The following is a 13,955-nucleotide window of genomic DNA, read 5'->3' as shown; positions in this document are numbered from 1 at the left end:
CAGGTTCCCGGCGAATTGCCGATTGGGTCCAACTCGCCGCTTTTCAGTAAGGAGAGCCGAGCAGGCGTATGGGGCGAGCGAGTTGATGGTGCTGAACTTGTCATGAGCTCCCTATTGCAATGCCGTGCGTGATCTCGTGCTCAGCGATCACGAGACGCACCGCTGGTCAACTGCTCTGGTTGCCCCGAGACGCGATCTGTATGTCGAGGTTGTCCTCATATCGCCGCTTGGCAAGGGCCAGCAATTTCTGTTCCGCGCGGTTGACGGTTGGATCCGCAGCAGAATTCCACTTTCGCGACCGGCTTTGTCCTGCTTCTAACAGGACCGCTATTAACGGGGCCGTTATCGGTCGGGGCGCCTGGCAGCCGTGAACTTCAACAGTTCTTTGAGCGTGATCAAGCACCTAACGCACGCGCCGCGAATGGCACGCCAGTTGCTAATTGGATGCTGCAGCAGCGCTGGGCATGCCGGCGCCTCTGCCGAGACCTTGCGAGCAAAGGCCGGCATCGAAATTGAAAGCCTAACGCGCTGGAGTTGTTCGTGGTTGTAGAACATAGGCCAATCGATTTGATGTCAGCTCCGTTAGGCGGCCTCCCTGCGGGTACACGGCAGGCCGGAATTGAACTCTACAATCTTTTAACTGGCTGCGATCCGGCGGATGCCGACGTAAGAGACGACCGAGATTTTGACCGGCATGTACTCGCCTCCGTCCTTTGTGCCGCTGTGATGGATGGCGGGCCGCTCCCCGAGCGAGCGGGCCTGACCGCGGAGGATCTCAATGAATTGCTGGCGCAGTGTTTCTCATCGGCGCCCGTTCCCACCGTCGTTGCAATGGAGAATGCCGGTTCGACCAGCGACGAGGAGATCATGGTGCGTGATCTTCTGCTTGCACAGCGATCGACGGAAGGCGACATCAGCCGCTGGTTGGCGGCCATGATCGCACGGCGAGCGATGGAGCCGAATCATTTGTGGGAAGATCTCGGATTGCGCGAGCGGCCCGAGTTGTCGCGCCTGTTGGCCCGCCATTTTGCTCCCTTGGCAGCGCAAAATACCAAGAACATGCGCTGGAAGCGTTTCTTCTATCGCAGATTGTGTGAGGACGATGGTTTGGTCATGTGCACGACGCCTGTATGTACGCAATGCAATGATTTCAATCACTGTTTCGGTGAGGAGGGCGGCGAGAGCCGGATGGCCGCGCCGCCGCGACTAGCTGCGCGGAGATGAAGGCATGTCGGTGCCGCCAGCAATTCACAAGGCTGAGTGAAGATTATGGACGGGCGCTCCGCCAACAAACTCGCAGGAGCCCCGGAGGCTGCGCAGCCTGAACTTGCGCGATCGCATTGCACCGAAAATTCAGCGAAACCGTGTATGCACCGACTGCGTGCGGCGGGCATGCGGCAGACGCGCCGGCGCGTACTGCTGGCTCAGTTACTCTTCGCAAGGGGCAAGCGCCACGTCACAACCGAAATGCTCTTCAACGAGGCGATCGAAGCCCACATCGAAGTCGCGATTGCGACCGTATACAACACGCTAAGCCAGTTCACGGAAGCTGGCTTATTACGCCGAATCATGCCCAACCGCTCAAAATCATTCTTTGACACCGACACCAGCATACATCCGCATTTCTATCTCATCGGCGAAGGCACCTTGATCGATATCCCCGAAAAGCTTCTGTTCGCGCGGACGCCGACGGCCTTACCGGGCTATGAGATTTCCCGGCTCGACATCGTCGTCCACATCCGCCGTAGGCGCCCCGACATCTGATGCGTCAGGTCTCCTACATTGTTGTATTTGCGACCAACCGGTTGCTGCCCATAAGTACTTCAATTTCAGGAGCCTGCGTCATCCATTTCGCTGGCACAGCCGTTGCTCACGATTGAGCGGGGAGACGGGATCCGCGCATGGCCTTTGGAACGACTGTGTCTGGCTGGTTGCAGACAAGACAGATAGTCCTAAATGACACCACGTTGCGCGACGGTGAGCAGGCCCCCGGCGTGGCCTTCACAACAGCGGAAAAGGTATCCATTGCACGTGTGCTCGCAAAGGCTGGGATCACCGAGATCGAGGCCGGCACGCCAGCGATGGGCCATGAAGAAGTCAGCGCAATCCGCGCAATTGTCGAAGCCGGCCTGGCAGCGACAATCATCGGCTGGTGTAGGCTGAAAACGTCAGATGTCGACGCGGCAATCGATTCCGGCGTCTCTATGGTGAATGTCTCCGTCCCATCCTCTGACCTGCAACTAGCTGCCAAGCTCGGTACCGGTCGGGTCGCCGCGCTCGAGCAATTGAAGCGGGTCGTGGGCTACGCTCGCGACAGGGAGCTCGATGTCGCAGTTGGAGGCGAAGACTCCTCGCGTGCGGATGTCGACTTCCTAGTCGAGCTAATTGCCGCGGCGAAAAGTGCCGGCGCCCGGCGCTTTCGTGTCGCCGATACGCTCAGCGTACTCGATCCAGATGCAAGCTTTGCGCTGGTATCGGAGTTATGTGCAACCACCGATCTTGAGATCGAATTCCACGGCCACGACGATCTGGGCCTCGCAACCGCTAACACGCTCGCCGCAATCAAGGCCGGCGCAACTCACGCGTCAGTCACCGTGATCGGCCTCGGTGAACGTGCTGGCAATGCGCCGTTGGAAGAGGTCGCCGTCGCGCTCAAACAGCTGTATGGATGCGATACGGGCGTCGCGCTGTCGGAGCTCGAGACTGTTGCGGCCCTCGTCGCGGGTGCCGCCGCCCGCGCCATTCCGCTCAACAAGGCGATCGTCGGCGAGCATGTCTTTACCCACGAGTCCGGCATTCATGTCGATGGTCTGCGGAAGGATCAGCGGAGCTATCAGGCACTCGATCCACGACTGCTCGGTCGCTCAAACCGCTTTGTGATAGGTAAACACTCCGGGCTGTCTGCTATCACGGCGTTGCTGTCCGAACTGCAGCTTTCGGTCACCAAGGAGGAAAGCAGGGCGATACTTGCGCGCGTCCGGAAGCATGCCATTGAGCACAAGGGCGGGGTTGCGCGCGAGACTGTGATGACGATCTGGCGGGAGGTCCGCGAGCGCTCGCTGCTTAACGGAACGTAAGGCCGGCATGTCACGAATCGCGTCATCTCGGTCCTTGAACAGGTGGTTAAGTCAGCACGCCAGGATGTTGGCGCCTTGATGACCCGCGTGCTGGCCGTACCCAGCACTGCACAACGCTAGAGGCGCGGAGGGAAACGATGGCTAGCGGAATCCTTTTTCAATTGAGCAAGGCCGCTGCGGCCGAAGAGTTTTTTGAACTGCTGGGTGTCAAGTACGATCCTAAAATCGTGAATGTGGCGCGGCTCCATATTCTGCGGCGCATGGGGCAGTATCTCGCAGGCGAAGACTTGACTGCAGAAAACGATGCGGAAGTCGCGGAACGGTGTAAGGCGGTGCTGGAACGGGCCTACGCCGACTTCGTGACTTCCTCTCCAATCGATCAACGCGTTTTCAAAGTTCTCAAGGAAGCTGTCGCGCCACAGCCGAAGAAAGGACCCTTCGTGCAACTGAAAGGTTGAAGTGACAGTACTTTACGTCACCTCACCTCGCTTCCATTCGCTGCTCGTCCTGGGAGGCACAGGGTGCGGGAGCCCGGATTTGCTTGAAAGCTCTTGAGGCGAACGTTCGGTTTGCGACATCATGCTAACACTCCTGGTCGTGGCGATGTTCGCCTGCGACGAGCATCAGAACGGCTCCAGTGCCTCTGTTCGGTTTCCGACGCGTCGTCCGCCTATCTTTGTCAGGCCTCGGGCCTCTGACGGAAGAAGGGCACGCCGCGGATCTTGTAAGTCTCTATATTAACACCGAATTCGATTGTGTGCCCAGTTGGTACGACACTTGCTGTCTCTATTCGCAGCGAAGCCTTGGAGAAGCGCATGCACATCGTAGTCTGCACTAAGCAAGTCCCTGTTTCCGCGCAGATGCGAGTGCACCCTGTGAAGAAGACGATCATACCACAGACTGAGAGGGCCAACCTCGACGACCCGTTTGCACTCCTGGAATGCGGCCTCCGCCGCTCGGCGTCTATGCCGAGCGCCTATTCGGGCCTGGGTCACGCAGTGGGATATTTCTAATCGAAGTTCGGCGAGCAACCCGGCCGCGGCGCTTAAAGGGGTGATCCTCGCGGGCCAGACGAACTCGAAAGCCGATTTCGCGGCGTTGGCGCGTGGCTCGTACAGCAAGGAAAACCAATACCATGAGCACCACCTCTAAAAGCCGCGCTCCGGCCGCTGCTTCTGGACGCGCCGCGACCAAGAAGGAGTTGCCTGAGCGCTTTAAGGCCTACAAGCACGTCTGGGTCTTTATCGAACAGGAACGCGGAATTGTGCACCCCGTGTCGTGGGAACTCATGGGGGCCGGCCGTAGGCTTGCCGATAAGCTCAAGGTGGATCTCGCGGCAGTGATCATCGGACCAGAAGGCGAGGCGACACAGCAGGCGGCTTCCGAGTCTTTCTGCTACGGCGCTGACCTCGTTTACATGGTTCCAGACAATCTTTTGGCCGACTATCGCAACGAGTCCTACACGAAGGCTCTGACTGACCTCGTCAACGGCTACAAGCCGGAGATCCTGCTCTTGGGTGCCACTACGCTCGGCCGGGATCTCGCAGGCTCCGTCGCAACCACGCTGCTCACGGGACTTACTGCCGATTGCACAGAGCTCGACGTCGACGCCGACGGATCGCTCGCCGCGACGCGGCCGACCTTCGGCGGCTCTTTACTCTGCACGATCTATACGCTGAACTTTCGCCCGCAGATGGCAACCGTCCGCCCACGTGTGATGCCGATGCCAAAGCGCATCACGCGCCCTGTCGGTCGCATTATCACGCACTCACTCGGTCTCGTCGAACACGACATCATTACAAAAGTTCTCGATTTCCTGCCCGACCGCAACTCAGCAAAATCCAACCTCGCTTATGCAGACGCCGTCGTCGCCGGCGGCCTTGGGCTCGGATCACCCGAGAATTTTCAGCTGGTACACCAACTGGCGACCGCGCTCGGTGCCGAATACGGCAGTTCGCGGCCGCTGGTGCAGAAGGGCTGGGTCACCTCCGATCGTCAGATCGGCCAGACGGGCAAGACGATCCGACCAAAACTCTATATCGCCGCCGGCATTTCGGGAGCAATCCAGCACCGAGTCGGCGTCGAGGGGGCCGATCTTATCGTCGCTATCAACACCGATAAGAACGCGCCAATCTTCGACTTCGCTCATATAGGCATCGTTACCGACGCCATTCATTTCTTGCCGCCCCTCATCGCTGCGTTCCGCGAGCGGCTGTCGCCGTATTCCCGCGATCGGATAGCAGGTTAAAGGAGTACGACCATGATCGAGGAAAAATTCGATGCCATCGTCGTTGGCGCAGGCATGGCCGGCAATGCGGCCGCGCTCACCATGGCCGAGGGTGGCATGAAGGTGCTGCAGCTCGAACGCGGTGAGTATTCGGGCTCGAAGAATGTGCAGGGAGCGATCCTCTACGCTGACATGCTCGAAAAGCTGATCCCCGATTTCCGTGAGGACGCTCCGCTTGAGCGACACTTGGTCGAGCAGCGCTTCTGGATGATGGATGATCGTTCGCACACCGGCTTGCATTACCGGTCCGAGGATTTTAACGAGGAGAAGCCGAACCGTTACACCATCATCCGAGCCCAATTCGACAAATGGTTTTCGCACAAGGTTCGCGAGGCCGGCGCCACGGTATTATGCGAAACGACGGTCACCGACCTCGCGCGAGACGCCTCCGGCAAGGTCATCGGCGTGAAGACCGATCGCCGCGATGGGGAAATCCACGGCGACGTCGTCGTACTGGCGGAGGGCGTGAATGGCATGCTCGGTACGCGAGCTGGCCTGCGTGAGCGGCCGAAGCCCGAGAAGGTTGCGCTCGCAGTCAAGGAAATGCACTTCCTGCCGCGCGAGACTATTGAGGCGCGTTTCAATCTTAGGGGTGACGAAGGCGTCGTGATCGAGGCCGTAGGTACCATTTCTCGCGGGATGACCGGCATGGGCTTTATCTATGCCAACAAGGAATGCATCTCGCTGGGCATCGGCTGCCTGGTCGCCGATTTCCAGCGGACCGGCGAGGCGCCTTATGACTTGCTTGATCGTTTCAAGCGTCATCCTTCGGTCGCCCCACTGATAGAAAGCTCCGAGGTGAAGGAATACTCCGCCCATCTCATTCCAGAGGGAGGGTTCAAGGCGATACCGCAACTCTACGGCAAGGGCTGGGTAGTGGTCGGCGACGCCGCTCAGCTAAACAACACAATTCATCGCGAAGGATCAAACCTCGCGATGACCTCGGGCCGGATTGCAGCGGAAGCGATTCTTAAGATCAAGTCGCGGAATCAACCGCTGATCCCGCAGAACCTCGCGCTGTACAAGAAGATGCTCGATGAATCCTTCGTGATAAAGGATCTAAGGAAGTACAAGGATATGCCGGCGCTGATGCACACCCGCTCGCAAAACTTCTTCCTGACCTATCCGCAGCTCGTATCCAAGGCTATGCAGAACTTTCTGCGCGTCGATGGCACGCCTAAGATCGACAAGGAGAAGCTCGCACTCAAGTCGTTTACAAACGCGCGCTCGCGGAGCGGCCTGTTTGGCGACGCCTTTCGCCTCGTGCGCGCATGGCGGTGAATGGAAGACCGCGACGTCAAAGACGGAGACTGAACTATGTCGATCGAGCTATCCACGCGCGTCGAGGACAAGCTATTCAATAATCGCTATCTCGTCGATACGGGCCGCCCCCATATCAAGGTGCGTCCCCATGCCAAGCCATCGCCGCAGCTTTTATCAATGCTCAAGGCCTGCCCAGCGCGTTGCTATGAGCTCAACGAACATGGCCAGGTTGAGGCAACCGTCGATGGCTGCATCGAATGCGGTACTTGCCGAATAATTTGCGAGGAGGGCGGCGACATTGAATGGAGCTATCCTCGAGGCGGTTACGGCGTGCTGTTCAAATTCGGCTAAGACAAAAATGAACGGCGAGATTCAGCAGTTATCAAGTTCCGATCGAGGGCCCCAGGGGGCCGTGAAACTGTCCGAGGATGACGAGCTTTCGGGCGAAAGCAGGCTCTCGGCGTGCGATCAGAGCAGACCTATTTCGAGCATCGCGGAGGATTTCGATGAGGGCCGAACATCTCCCCTCCTACGTTTTAAAGGGTGGAGAAGAGGGGCGGGCACGTCTTGCAGTACTCGCCCGCGTGCTGGCCGAGCCGACACGCTTGCTGCTCGATCAATCGGAACCGCTCGAGGGGCGCATGGCCATCGATGCAGGGTGCGGCGGTGGCGATGTCACGTTCGATCTGGCAAAGAGGGTTGGTAATGCCGGTCGAGTCATCGGTCTGGATTTCGACGAAGACAAGATCCTCCTGGCGCGAGCAGAGGCCAAGCGACGCGGTGTCCCAAATGTGGAATTCCGCTGCGCAAACATCACGCATCATTGGCCGGAGAGCGGGGTATCCCTGGTGAGCGTGCGGTTCGTTCTTACCCATCTCGCCAATCCTGCCGATGCGCTCAAACGAGCATACGAGGCACTTAGCCCGGGGGGCATCGTCGTGGTGCAGGAGATCGATTGCGAAGGCGAGTTCTGCGATCCGGCGTCGGCTGCATTTCGTCGCAAAGGCGAGCTCTTCATTGAAGCCGTGCGTCGGCGCGGCGGAGATCCGTTGATTGGCCGCAGCCTTGTCGGCCTCCTCGAAGCGGCAGGCTTCTCTGACGTTCATTCTTCAGTGGTTCAGCCGTACGGTCGCAACGGTGACATCAAACGCGTTCCATTGCTGACTTTCGCAGCTCTTCGCGACGCGCTGATGCAGCTCGGACTTACCAGCATCGAGGAGATCGGGACCATTACGTCTGAGCTCGAAGCCTTCCTTGATCGACCTGACACGACTGTCGGGCTACCGCGTATCTTCCAAGCGTGGGGACGGAGGCGGTGAAAGTGCAGCCTGTCGCTTGGTATTTCAAACGAGGCTTCACGATGGTTTGAGAACGCATGATGATGGTTCGTCAGTGCATGACGTTGGGAGTGCTGCTGGACCGTCCGTTGCCGGGCGCACTGCCAGCAATCCGCAGCAAAGGAGGCGCTACGAAAGGCTCGTCAGCGTCCGCTCACCAGCGCGTTGCACAAATTCAAGTACGCAAAGACGAAAGCGTGAAAAGGATGATGAGCGAAGAATTTGCTGCCCTGCGCACTCACCGTAACCGGATCCATCGATATCGCCGTTTGCTAAAGGCCCAGCCAAATGGGCCCGAGCGTCTATATCTCGAGCGACGGTTTGGCGATGAGCGTAGTGCTTTCGACGCCTTGGTGGCCTGTAGCTTTCCGCTAGTGTTCGAAACCCAACATCTCGCTGACCGACAGACGTCTGTTTCAGCAGCGGCGCAGGGCGCTATCCTTTGACCAAAGGCGCCAGGACCGCTGCCGCCTCAATGCCGTTCTCTTCTGCGGCAACGACTATCAGTTGTCGCATCCAAACGTTGTGAGTTTTGTTCGTTTTGCAACGGGGTCCCCGTCACCAGCTAGCTTACAAGCCTATATAGTTCTGAGTATGGCGCCTGCGGCGCCTCGCTCGCGTTCAGTGAAATCAGAGATGCTGCCAGAGACGATTAAACGCTGTATGCGAAGTACGAGTCGTCGTTGTAGTCGAAAAGATGGGCGTCACGACGCGTAACTTTCACGGAGAAACGGGACGACGTGTCCCGATCAAAGCCGCTGTACGCCCCGGAGCCGTTCGGCGTGAGCTTAAAACGCGATCTCTCACCATGGTGGTAGACGTTCGCTAACTCGCCACTGACGTAACAATGGCTGATGTAGTCATATCCGCTCACTCTGCCGTCCCGTACGGAGACGCTGATCCTGTTGTAGGCGTTGGTCTCGTGGTCGTAAACCCTAATGACAAGGCGCCCGAGATTGTGAGCCAAAGCGACAGCGGCTGCGGCTGCCCGAATACAGTGTTTCACGTTGCCTCCGTGCTGATTGATCGAAGAAACTGAGGCTAGCGGCGGCCTGATACCGGCCCGGAGATGCGCGAATCCAACTAGACGGGAGTTGGCGGTTTGTGCCTCAAGAAGCAAGCAGTATGCCGAGCTGCATCTCAACCGGCGGCAAGCGCCACCGCTCTCGAAAAGTTCTCGTCTCTGAGCCATTCTGTGTCGAAATAGTCGGCACGACAGTGATAAGTGCCTGACGTAAGTCGTCGGTCGTGACCGCGCGAACGTGAGGAGGAGAATCCCTTCCGAAAAGGGTTGAATCGGACGTTGCGTCAAGTTGTACATGGGATGCGAGAAACGCGTATCAGAAGACCTAACCAAGATGACACGAACCTTCCTTGCTACTATACTATGTTCCGCATTCGGCTTGATTGGGATGGGCGGAGCCACGCTCGCTGGCACAATCGGACGCTACGATTGCACCATAGTCGCTTCAACTCGATATCCAGTCGGTGATCGCAATGAACACGACGTTGTCAGCTTTCAATATACGTGCACTGGCGTTGATGGGGTATTCAAAGAAGCCGTAGTGACAGCAATCGCTGTCGTCGAACTTGAAAACGAGGAGGGAAACCTTTTGGCTTCCTTCGGTCTTCACCGCTCGCCCCATGGTTTTGCAGCCGAGCAGCTTTTGGAAGGCGTGGGGAACATTGTCCTAGAAGACGACAACGCAGTTGGAGTCGAGGCATACGGTAAGACGTCGTTTAAATTCGCATTGGGTACCTTGGAGTGTCTCACAGACAAGACGGTCAACTTCAAAGCAAAGCCAGCCGGTTTTGGTCAATTCAAGCTTGAGTTTACAGACTGAGTCGTTCGTCAACTGAAGCCATCCGTGCTGCGTGGAAACGGCGCTCCAGGTGGCAAAACGCTCCTGACCTTGTCCTCTTGATCAACTTGACCTGTCGCCGCAAAGCTTTGCGGCGCAGAAGCGGCACACGACAAATGCGTCCCCCTTAGAAAGGAAGCCGCAGCGGTTTAGTGGTGTGGTGCGACACCTATGTTCCTGGTATTGATCTGTCAGTTATGCATGCGCCGGAGGCGATGCCTATCTACCGTCGTTGCGAGACCCGCTAATTGAGTAGTCCCGAGCAAGCTATCGACCCGGGGGCGTTCTGTGCGCGGCATATGGGAGGCGAATGTAAGGCCAGCTCCGCTGCAAAGCGCCGATATTGCACGCGTCTTTTAGACATCAAAATGGCCATGACCGTGTGTGGGCCATCGACGATCGCATTCCCCAGTTCGTTCGAGTGCAGCTCGAAACGCACGAGCCGTGCCTTCTAGGAACGTGACGCCCCTTGGCGCGGCCGATCAGTCTCAGTTCGTCAACAGGAAAGCTTCCGCGGCCTGGGGGCTTGTCTCGGTGTGCGGTGTAATCGTTACTCGCTCCTGCGCCTCGAACAAGCTGAGATCGAAGCAAGAGATTGCAGGGCGGAATCGTCGGCGATTAGCTGACCGAGCTCTCTGGGGCGCACAATCCGCGATGCGTGATTAATCATCCGATGAAGCGCAGCTATGCCAGGACTTGATGAGCCGGTTCGAGACCACGTGGCTGGGTAATAATCGTACAGACCGTTCTGCTCGATGTCGTGCGTCTGATGTCCGACCATAGGTGCCGATGTCAAGCAGTGACCAAGTTGTCGCGAGAACTGACATTTGTCGGAAAGGCAACACGCGTGCCTGCGTCCCACTGGCCCAAATCCTGCACCGCACAAAAAAGCGACGCCCAAGGCTTACGGAGCGGAGGCCCATTTGAAATTCGATGTAGTAAAGCGACGCTGCGGATGTGTCTCCACTGCTGGTGAAACATGGTGGCAATTTGCCCAAAAGCCTGGAGGACGCAAGGCGCATCGTCCCGACAACTTCAGCAGAAGCCTCGATGACCTCGTTCGAGGACAATCGGCGGGCGATCTGGCTCGCGCAAGGTCTCGTTTGCGAGACGGCCGTCGATCCGACATTGATTCCTTGCTGGCGGGCGCACCGACTTGGCGGCGCCGACCATGCCGCTCGCAGTGATGCGAGTGTTGCTGGCTCGGGAGGCCTCGATGGGCGATCAAATGGATTTGGCATTATTCAAACTGCACCCCGAGCGGGAAGCTGTCCTTGGCGAAGTGCATGCGCGACCGTTTACCGGCATAGTTTCGTCCCTCGGCATGGTGCGTTTTGTATTCCTTGCGAAGGGCGACGATGCGACAAACGATCGCCGTCGGTTTATAGACTTCTGTCGGCGCACAAGGTAACCCCGCCCGGTCCATCCGCGAAGCATCATCAGATCGGGCTCGGGCCGGTGGTGCTACGCTGGGAGCAGCATTCGGAATTTGCAACCTTCACTTGGATCTGGAGAACCACGAACAGTCCAGCCGCTCGTCAATTCGGCGACGTCCATAACTCCGCGCATTCACTCATCCGTGCACTACCGCAGACTGGAGAATTGCTCGCCGCGATCAAGTTAGAGGTAGAGCGGGGCACTTGTCCGGCCGAGCGGGCCGAGGAGATCTTTGATGAAAGCAGCCTGGCGATGGTCAACGTCAAAGGCGGGGCGGGTGTTGTGGCCTCCGACTTTCGCGCTGACGATAAGGGTTTCACGAGAATTCTGGTCCACGATCGCGGATTGACGCCACACGATCTCGGTGCGCTGGTGCAGCGTTTGTTAGAAATCGAGACCTACCGATCCCTGGCGCTGCTTGGTCTATCGACCGCGTTGGAGCTTGCGCCACCGGTCGATCGAATAGATCGCCGTCTCGTCGAGGTGCTCGAGGAGATGCAGGGCGCACAAGGGCTAAAGGTCAGCAACCATCTCCTTGAAGAACTGACAGAGCTGGCAGTCTCTTTTGAAAGAGACGTGGCCGGAAGTTTGTTCCGTTTCGGTGCCAGCAGAGCATACAATGAGCTAGTGCAATCGCGATTGTCGATCGTTGAAGGCGACGGCATCGCAGATTATCCGACTTGGTCGTCCTTCCTGGCGCGCCGAATGGCGCCTGCGATACGAACTTGTGCAACGATGGAGGAGCGTCAAGCAAATCTATCGGATAAGCTGGCACGCGCTGCGGATCTATTGCGAACACGTGTAGACGTTGAAATCGAGCAACAGAATCGCGACCTGTTGCGCTCGATCAACGAACGAACGAGGCAACAGCTTCGCCTGCAGTCCACAGTCGAGGGATTGTCAGTCGGGGCCATCGGATATTATGTGGTCAGCCTATTTGCCTATCTTGCCAAAGGCGCGCAGGATGTCGGACTGCACGTAGAGCCTGCGTCCGTAACGGCGGCTTTCGTCCCGATCGCCGTCGGCGTGATCTGGCTGATCAGTTACAATATTCGCAAACGGCACCTTAAGCCAGACGAGGCGTCGTCCAGGGCTGGCGAGTAGGGTTTCTTGAGACAACATCGATCGCGAAGTCCCGCAGCGCGGGCGCAGTCGGCAAGCGCATATATCAACGACACGCCGAGGGCGATACCAGTTCGCATCGCCAAGGCCAGATTGTTGTCGAAAAACCGTCACAGCTTTCGGGCGCCTGAGGTCCTGCTCCACACGTACGCTCAACCGCCCAATTTGAGACCAAGGGACGTGAAGCGAAGCCGCTATTGATACGGAAGAGTCCGACGTTCCTGCGCCAAGATATCCTTGCATCGTTTGCAATGTCTGCACCGCGTAGAACCAATGCTCGGAGTCGGCCAATTGCCAATTGCTGTGCCGGTTTGTCACGATTCCAACGTCGTCGCGGGATTATGGTCGATCGGAATCCTGCCGAATTCTCCATTTGTGAACGCACGGATCCATTGGCCTGTTTCTTGCTGTTCTCGTCATCGATAACTCATCAACCGGCACAGTCGGTGGGGAGGCTCATGGCCGCGACGACGGAAACGTTTTATGGGGTGATCAGGCGGCAAGGCATCACCCGTCGAAACTTTCATAAATTCTGCAGCCTGACGGCGACGAGCCTCGGGCTAGGGCCTCTGGCGGCGAGCCGAATTGCAAATGCGCTCGAAACAAAGCCACGCATACCGGTGATCTGGATGCACGGGCTCGAATGCACATGCTGTTCCGAGAGCTTCATCCGCTCAGCCCATCCCCTGGTGAAGGATACGATGCTGTCCATGATCTCGCTCGATTATGACGACACCATCATGGCCGCTGCTGGCCATCAGGCCGAAGCGATCCTCGAAGAGACCCGCGCCAAATATAAGGGGCAGTATCTGCTCGCGGTGGAGGGCAATCCGCCGCTGAACGAGGGCGGCATGTTCTGCATCCAGGGTGGCAAGCCGTTCGTAAAGAAGTTGAGGATGATGGCCGAGGATGCGATGGCCATCATCGCCTGGGGCTCCTGCGCTTCATGGGGTTGCGTTCAAGCGGCAGCGCCCAATCCGACGCAGGCAACGCCCATCGACAAAGTTATCACCAGCAAGCCGATCATCAAGGTACCGGGTTGCCCGCCGATCGCGGAAGTGATGACGGGCGTGGTGACCTTCATTACGACCTTTGGTAAGTGCCCCGAGCTCGACCGGCACGGTCGGCCGAAGATGTTCTACTCGCAGCGCATTCACGACAAATGCTACCGACGGGCGCATTTCGACGCAGGCCAGTTCGTCGAGGATTGGGACGATGAGGCTGCACGCAAAGGATATTGCCTATACAAGATAGGCTGTAAGGGGCCGACCACATACAACGCCTGTTCGTCGGTGCGCTGGAACGGCGGTATCTCGTTTCCGATCCAGTCGGGCAACGGCTGCATCGGCTGCTCAGAAGATGGCTTCTGGGACAAGGGCTCGTTCTACGATCGCCTGACCAACATCAAGCAGTACGGAATTGAGAAGAATGCCGATCAGATCGGCATGGCGGCGGCAGGCGCGGTCGGCGCAGTGGTCGCGGCACATGCGACGGTGACGGCGCTGAAGCGCCTCGCCGGCAAACGTAAAGATGCGAACCGAAGCCACTGAGCGTTCTGAGGTAAGACAAG

At 58.0% G+C, this 13,955-nt stretch carries 11 protein-coding genes and 2 pseudogenes; all 13 read left to right on the top strand.

What is annotated here, in order from left to right; translation table 11 throughout:
- Positions 1-570 precede the first annotated feature (570 nt).
- The 13 genes and pseudogenes from ACSKB8_RS01420 (at position 571) to ACSKB8_RS01360 (ending at position 13,935) form a co-directional block, all read left to right on the top strand.
- Positions 571-1,224, top strand: a complete 654-nt coding sequence (locus ACSKB8_RS01420) for a nitrogen fixation protein NifQ (RefSeq protein WP_438110314.1) — start codon at positions 571-573, stop codon at positions 1,222-1,224.
- A gap of 45 nt (positions 1,225-1,269) precedes the next feature.
- On the top strand, positions 1,270-1,764 hold the full coding sequence (gene irrA, locus ACSKB8_RS01415) for an iron response transcriptional regulator IrrA (RefSeq protein WP_438101999.1): 495 nt from the start codon (positions 1,270-1,272) through the stop codon (positions 1,762-1,764).
- A 137-nt stretch (positions 1,765-1,901) separates the two neighbouring features.
- Positions 1,902-3,077, top strand: a complete 1,176-nt coding sequence (nifV, locus tag ACSKB8_RS01410) for a homocitrate synthase (protein ID WP_438101997.1) — start codon at positions 1,902-1,904, stop codon at positions 3,075-3,077.
- Positions 3,078-3,214: 137 nt separating this feature from the next.
- Positions 3,215-3,535, top strand: a complete 321-nt coding sequence (gene nifW / locus ACSKB8_RS01405; RefSeq protein WP_438101995.1) for a nitrogenase stabilizing/protective protein NifW — start codon at positions 3,215-3,217, stop codon at positions 3,533-3,535.
- 357 nt (positions 3,536-3,892) lie between these two features.
- Positions 3,893-3,976, top strand: a pseudogene (locus ACSKB8_RS01400) (nitrogen fixation protein FixA); the annotation flags it as partial.
- Positions 3,977-4,212: 236 nt separating this feature from the next.
- The gene (locus ACSKB8_RS01395; RefSeq protein WP_438101993.1) at positions 4,213-5,325 is read left to right on the top strand and encodes an electron transfer flavoprotein subunit alpha/FixB family protein; all 1,113 of its coding nucleotides are present in this window, start codon (positions 4,213-4,215) and stop codon (positions 5,323-5,325) included.
- Between the two features lie 12 nt (positions 5,326-5,337).
- The gene (locus ACSKB8_RS01390; RefSeq protein WP_438101991.1) at positions 5,338-6,645 is read left to right on the top strand and encodes an FAD-dependent oxidoreductase; all 1,308 of its coding nucleotides are present in this window, start codon (positions 5,338-5,340) and stop codon (positions 6,643-6,645) included.
- 36 nt (positions 6,646-6,681) lie between these two features.
- Positions 6,682-6,978 (top strand): ferredoxin family protein, encoded by a 297-nt coding sequence (locus ACSKB8_RS01385; protein ID WP_438101990.1) that lies wholly within the window; start codon positions 6,682-6,684, stop codon positions 6,976-6,978.
- Positions 6,979-7,133: 155 nt separating this feature from the next.
- Complete coding sequence (locus ACSKB8_RS01380) at positions 7,134-7,946, top strand: class I SAM-dependent methyltransferase (protein WP_438101988.1); 813 nt, start codon at positions 7,134-7,136, stop codon at positions 7,944-7,946.
- A 56-nt stretch (positions 7,947-8,002) separates the two neighbouring features.
- Positions 8,003-8,410, top strand: a complete 408-nt coding sequence (locus ACSKB8_RS01375) for a hypothetical protein (RefSeq protein ID WP_438101986.1) — start codon at positions 8,003-8,005, stop codon at positions 8,408-8,410.
- Positions 8,411-9,376: 966 nt separating this feature from the next.
- A complete protein-coding gene (locus tag ACSKB8_RS01370; RefSeq protein ID WP_438101984.1) occupies positions 9,377-9,808 on the top strand; it encodes a hypothetical protein in 432 nt (143 codons plus the stop codon).
- A 1,234-nt stretch (positions 9,809-11,042) separates the two neighbouring features.
- Positions 11,043-12,367 (top strand): annotated as a pseudogene (locus ACSKB8_RS01365) (DUF3422 family protein).
- Positions 12,368-12,843: 476 nt separating this feature from the next.
- Positions 12,844-13,935: a hydrogenase small subunit gene (locus ACSKB8_RS01360; protein ID WP_438101983.1), complete on the top strand. Its 1,092-nt coding sequence runs from the start codon at positions 12,844-12,846 to the stop codon at positions 13,933-13,935.
- The last annotated feature ends 20 nt before the right edge of the window (positions 13,936-13,955 follow it).

The organism is Bradyrhizobium sp. BR 1432 (genome assembly GCF_051547705.1).
In the GTDB taxonomy this organism is placed as follows: Bacteria; Pseudomonadota; Alphaproteobacteria; order Rhizobiales; family Xanthobacteraceae; genus Bradyrhizobium; species Bradyrhizobium zhanjiangense.
Note: the sequence above shows the minus strand (reverse complement) of the source record. Positions and strands in the feature narration are given on the sequence as shown.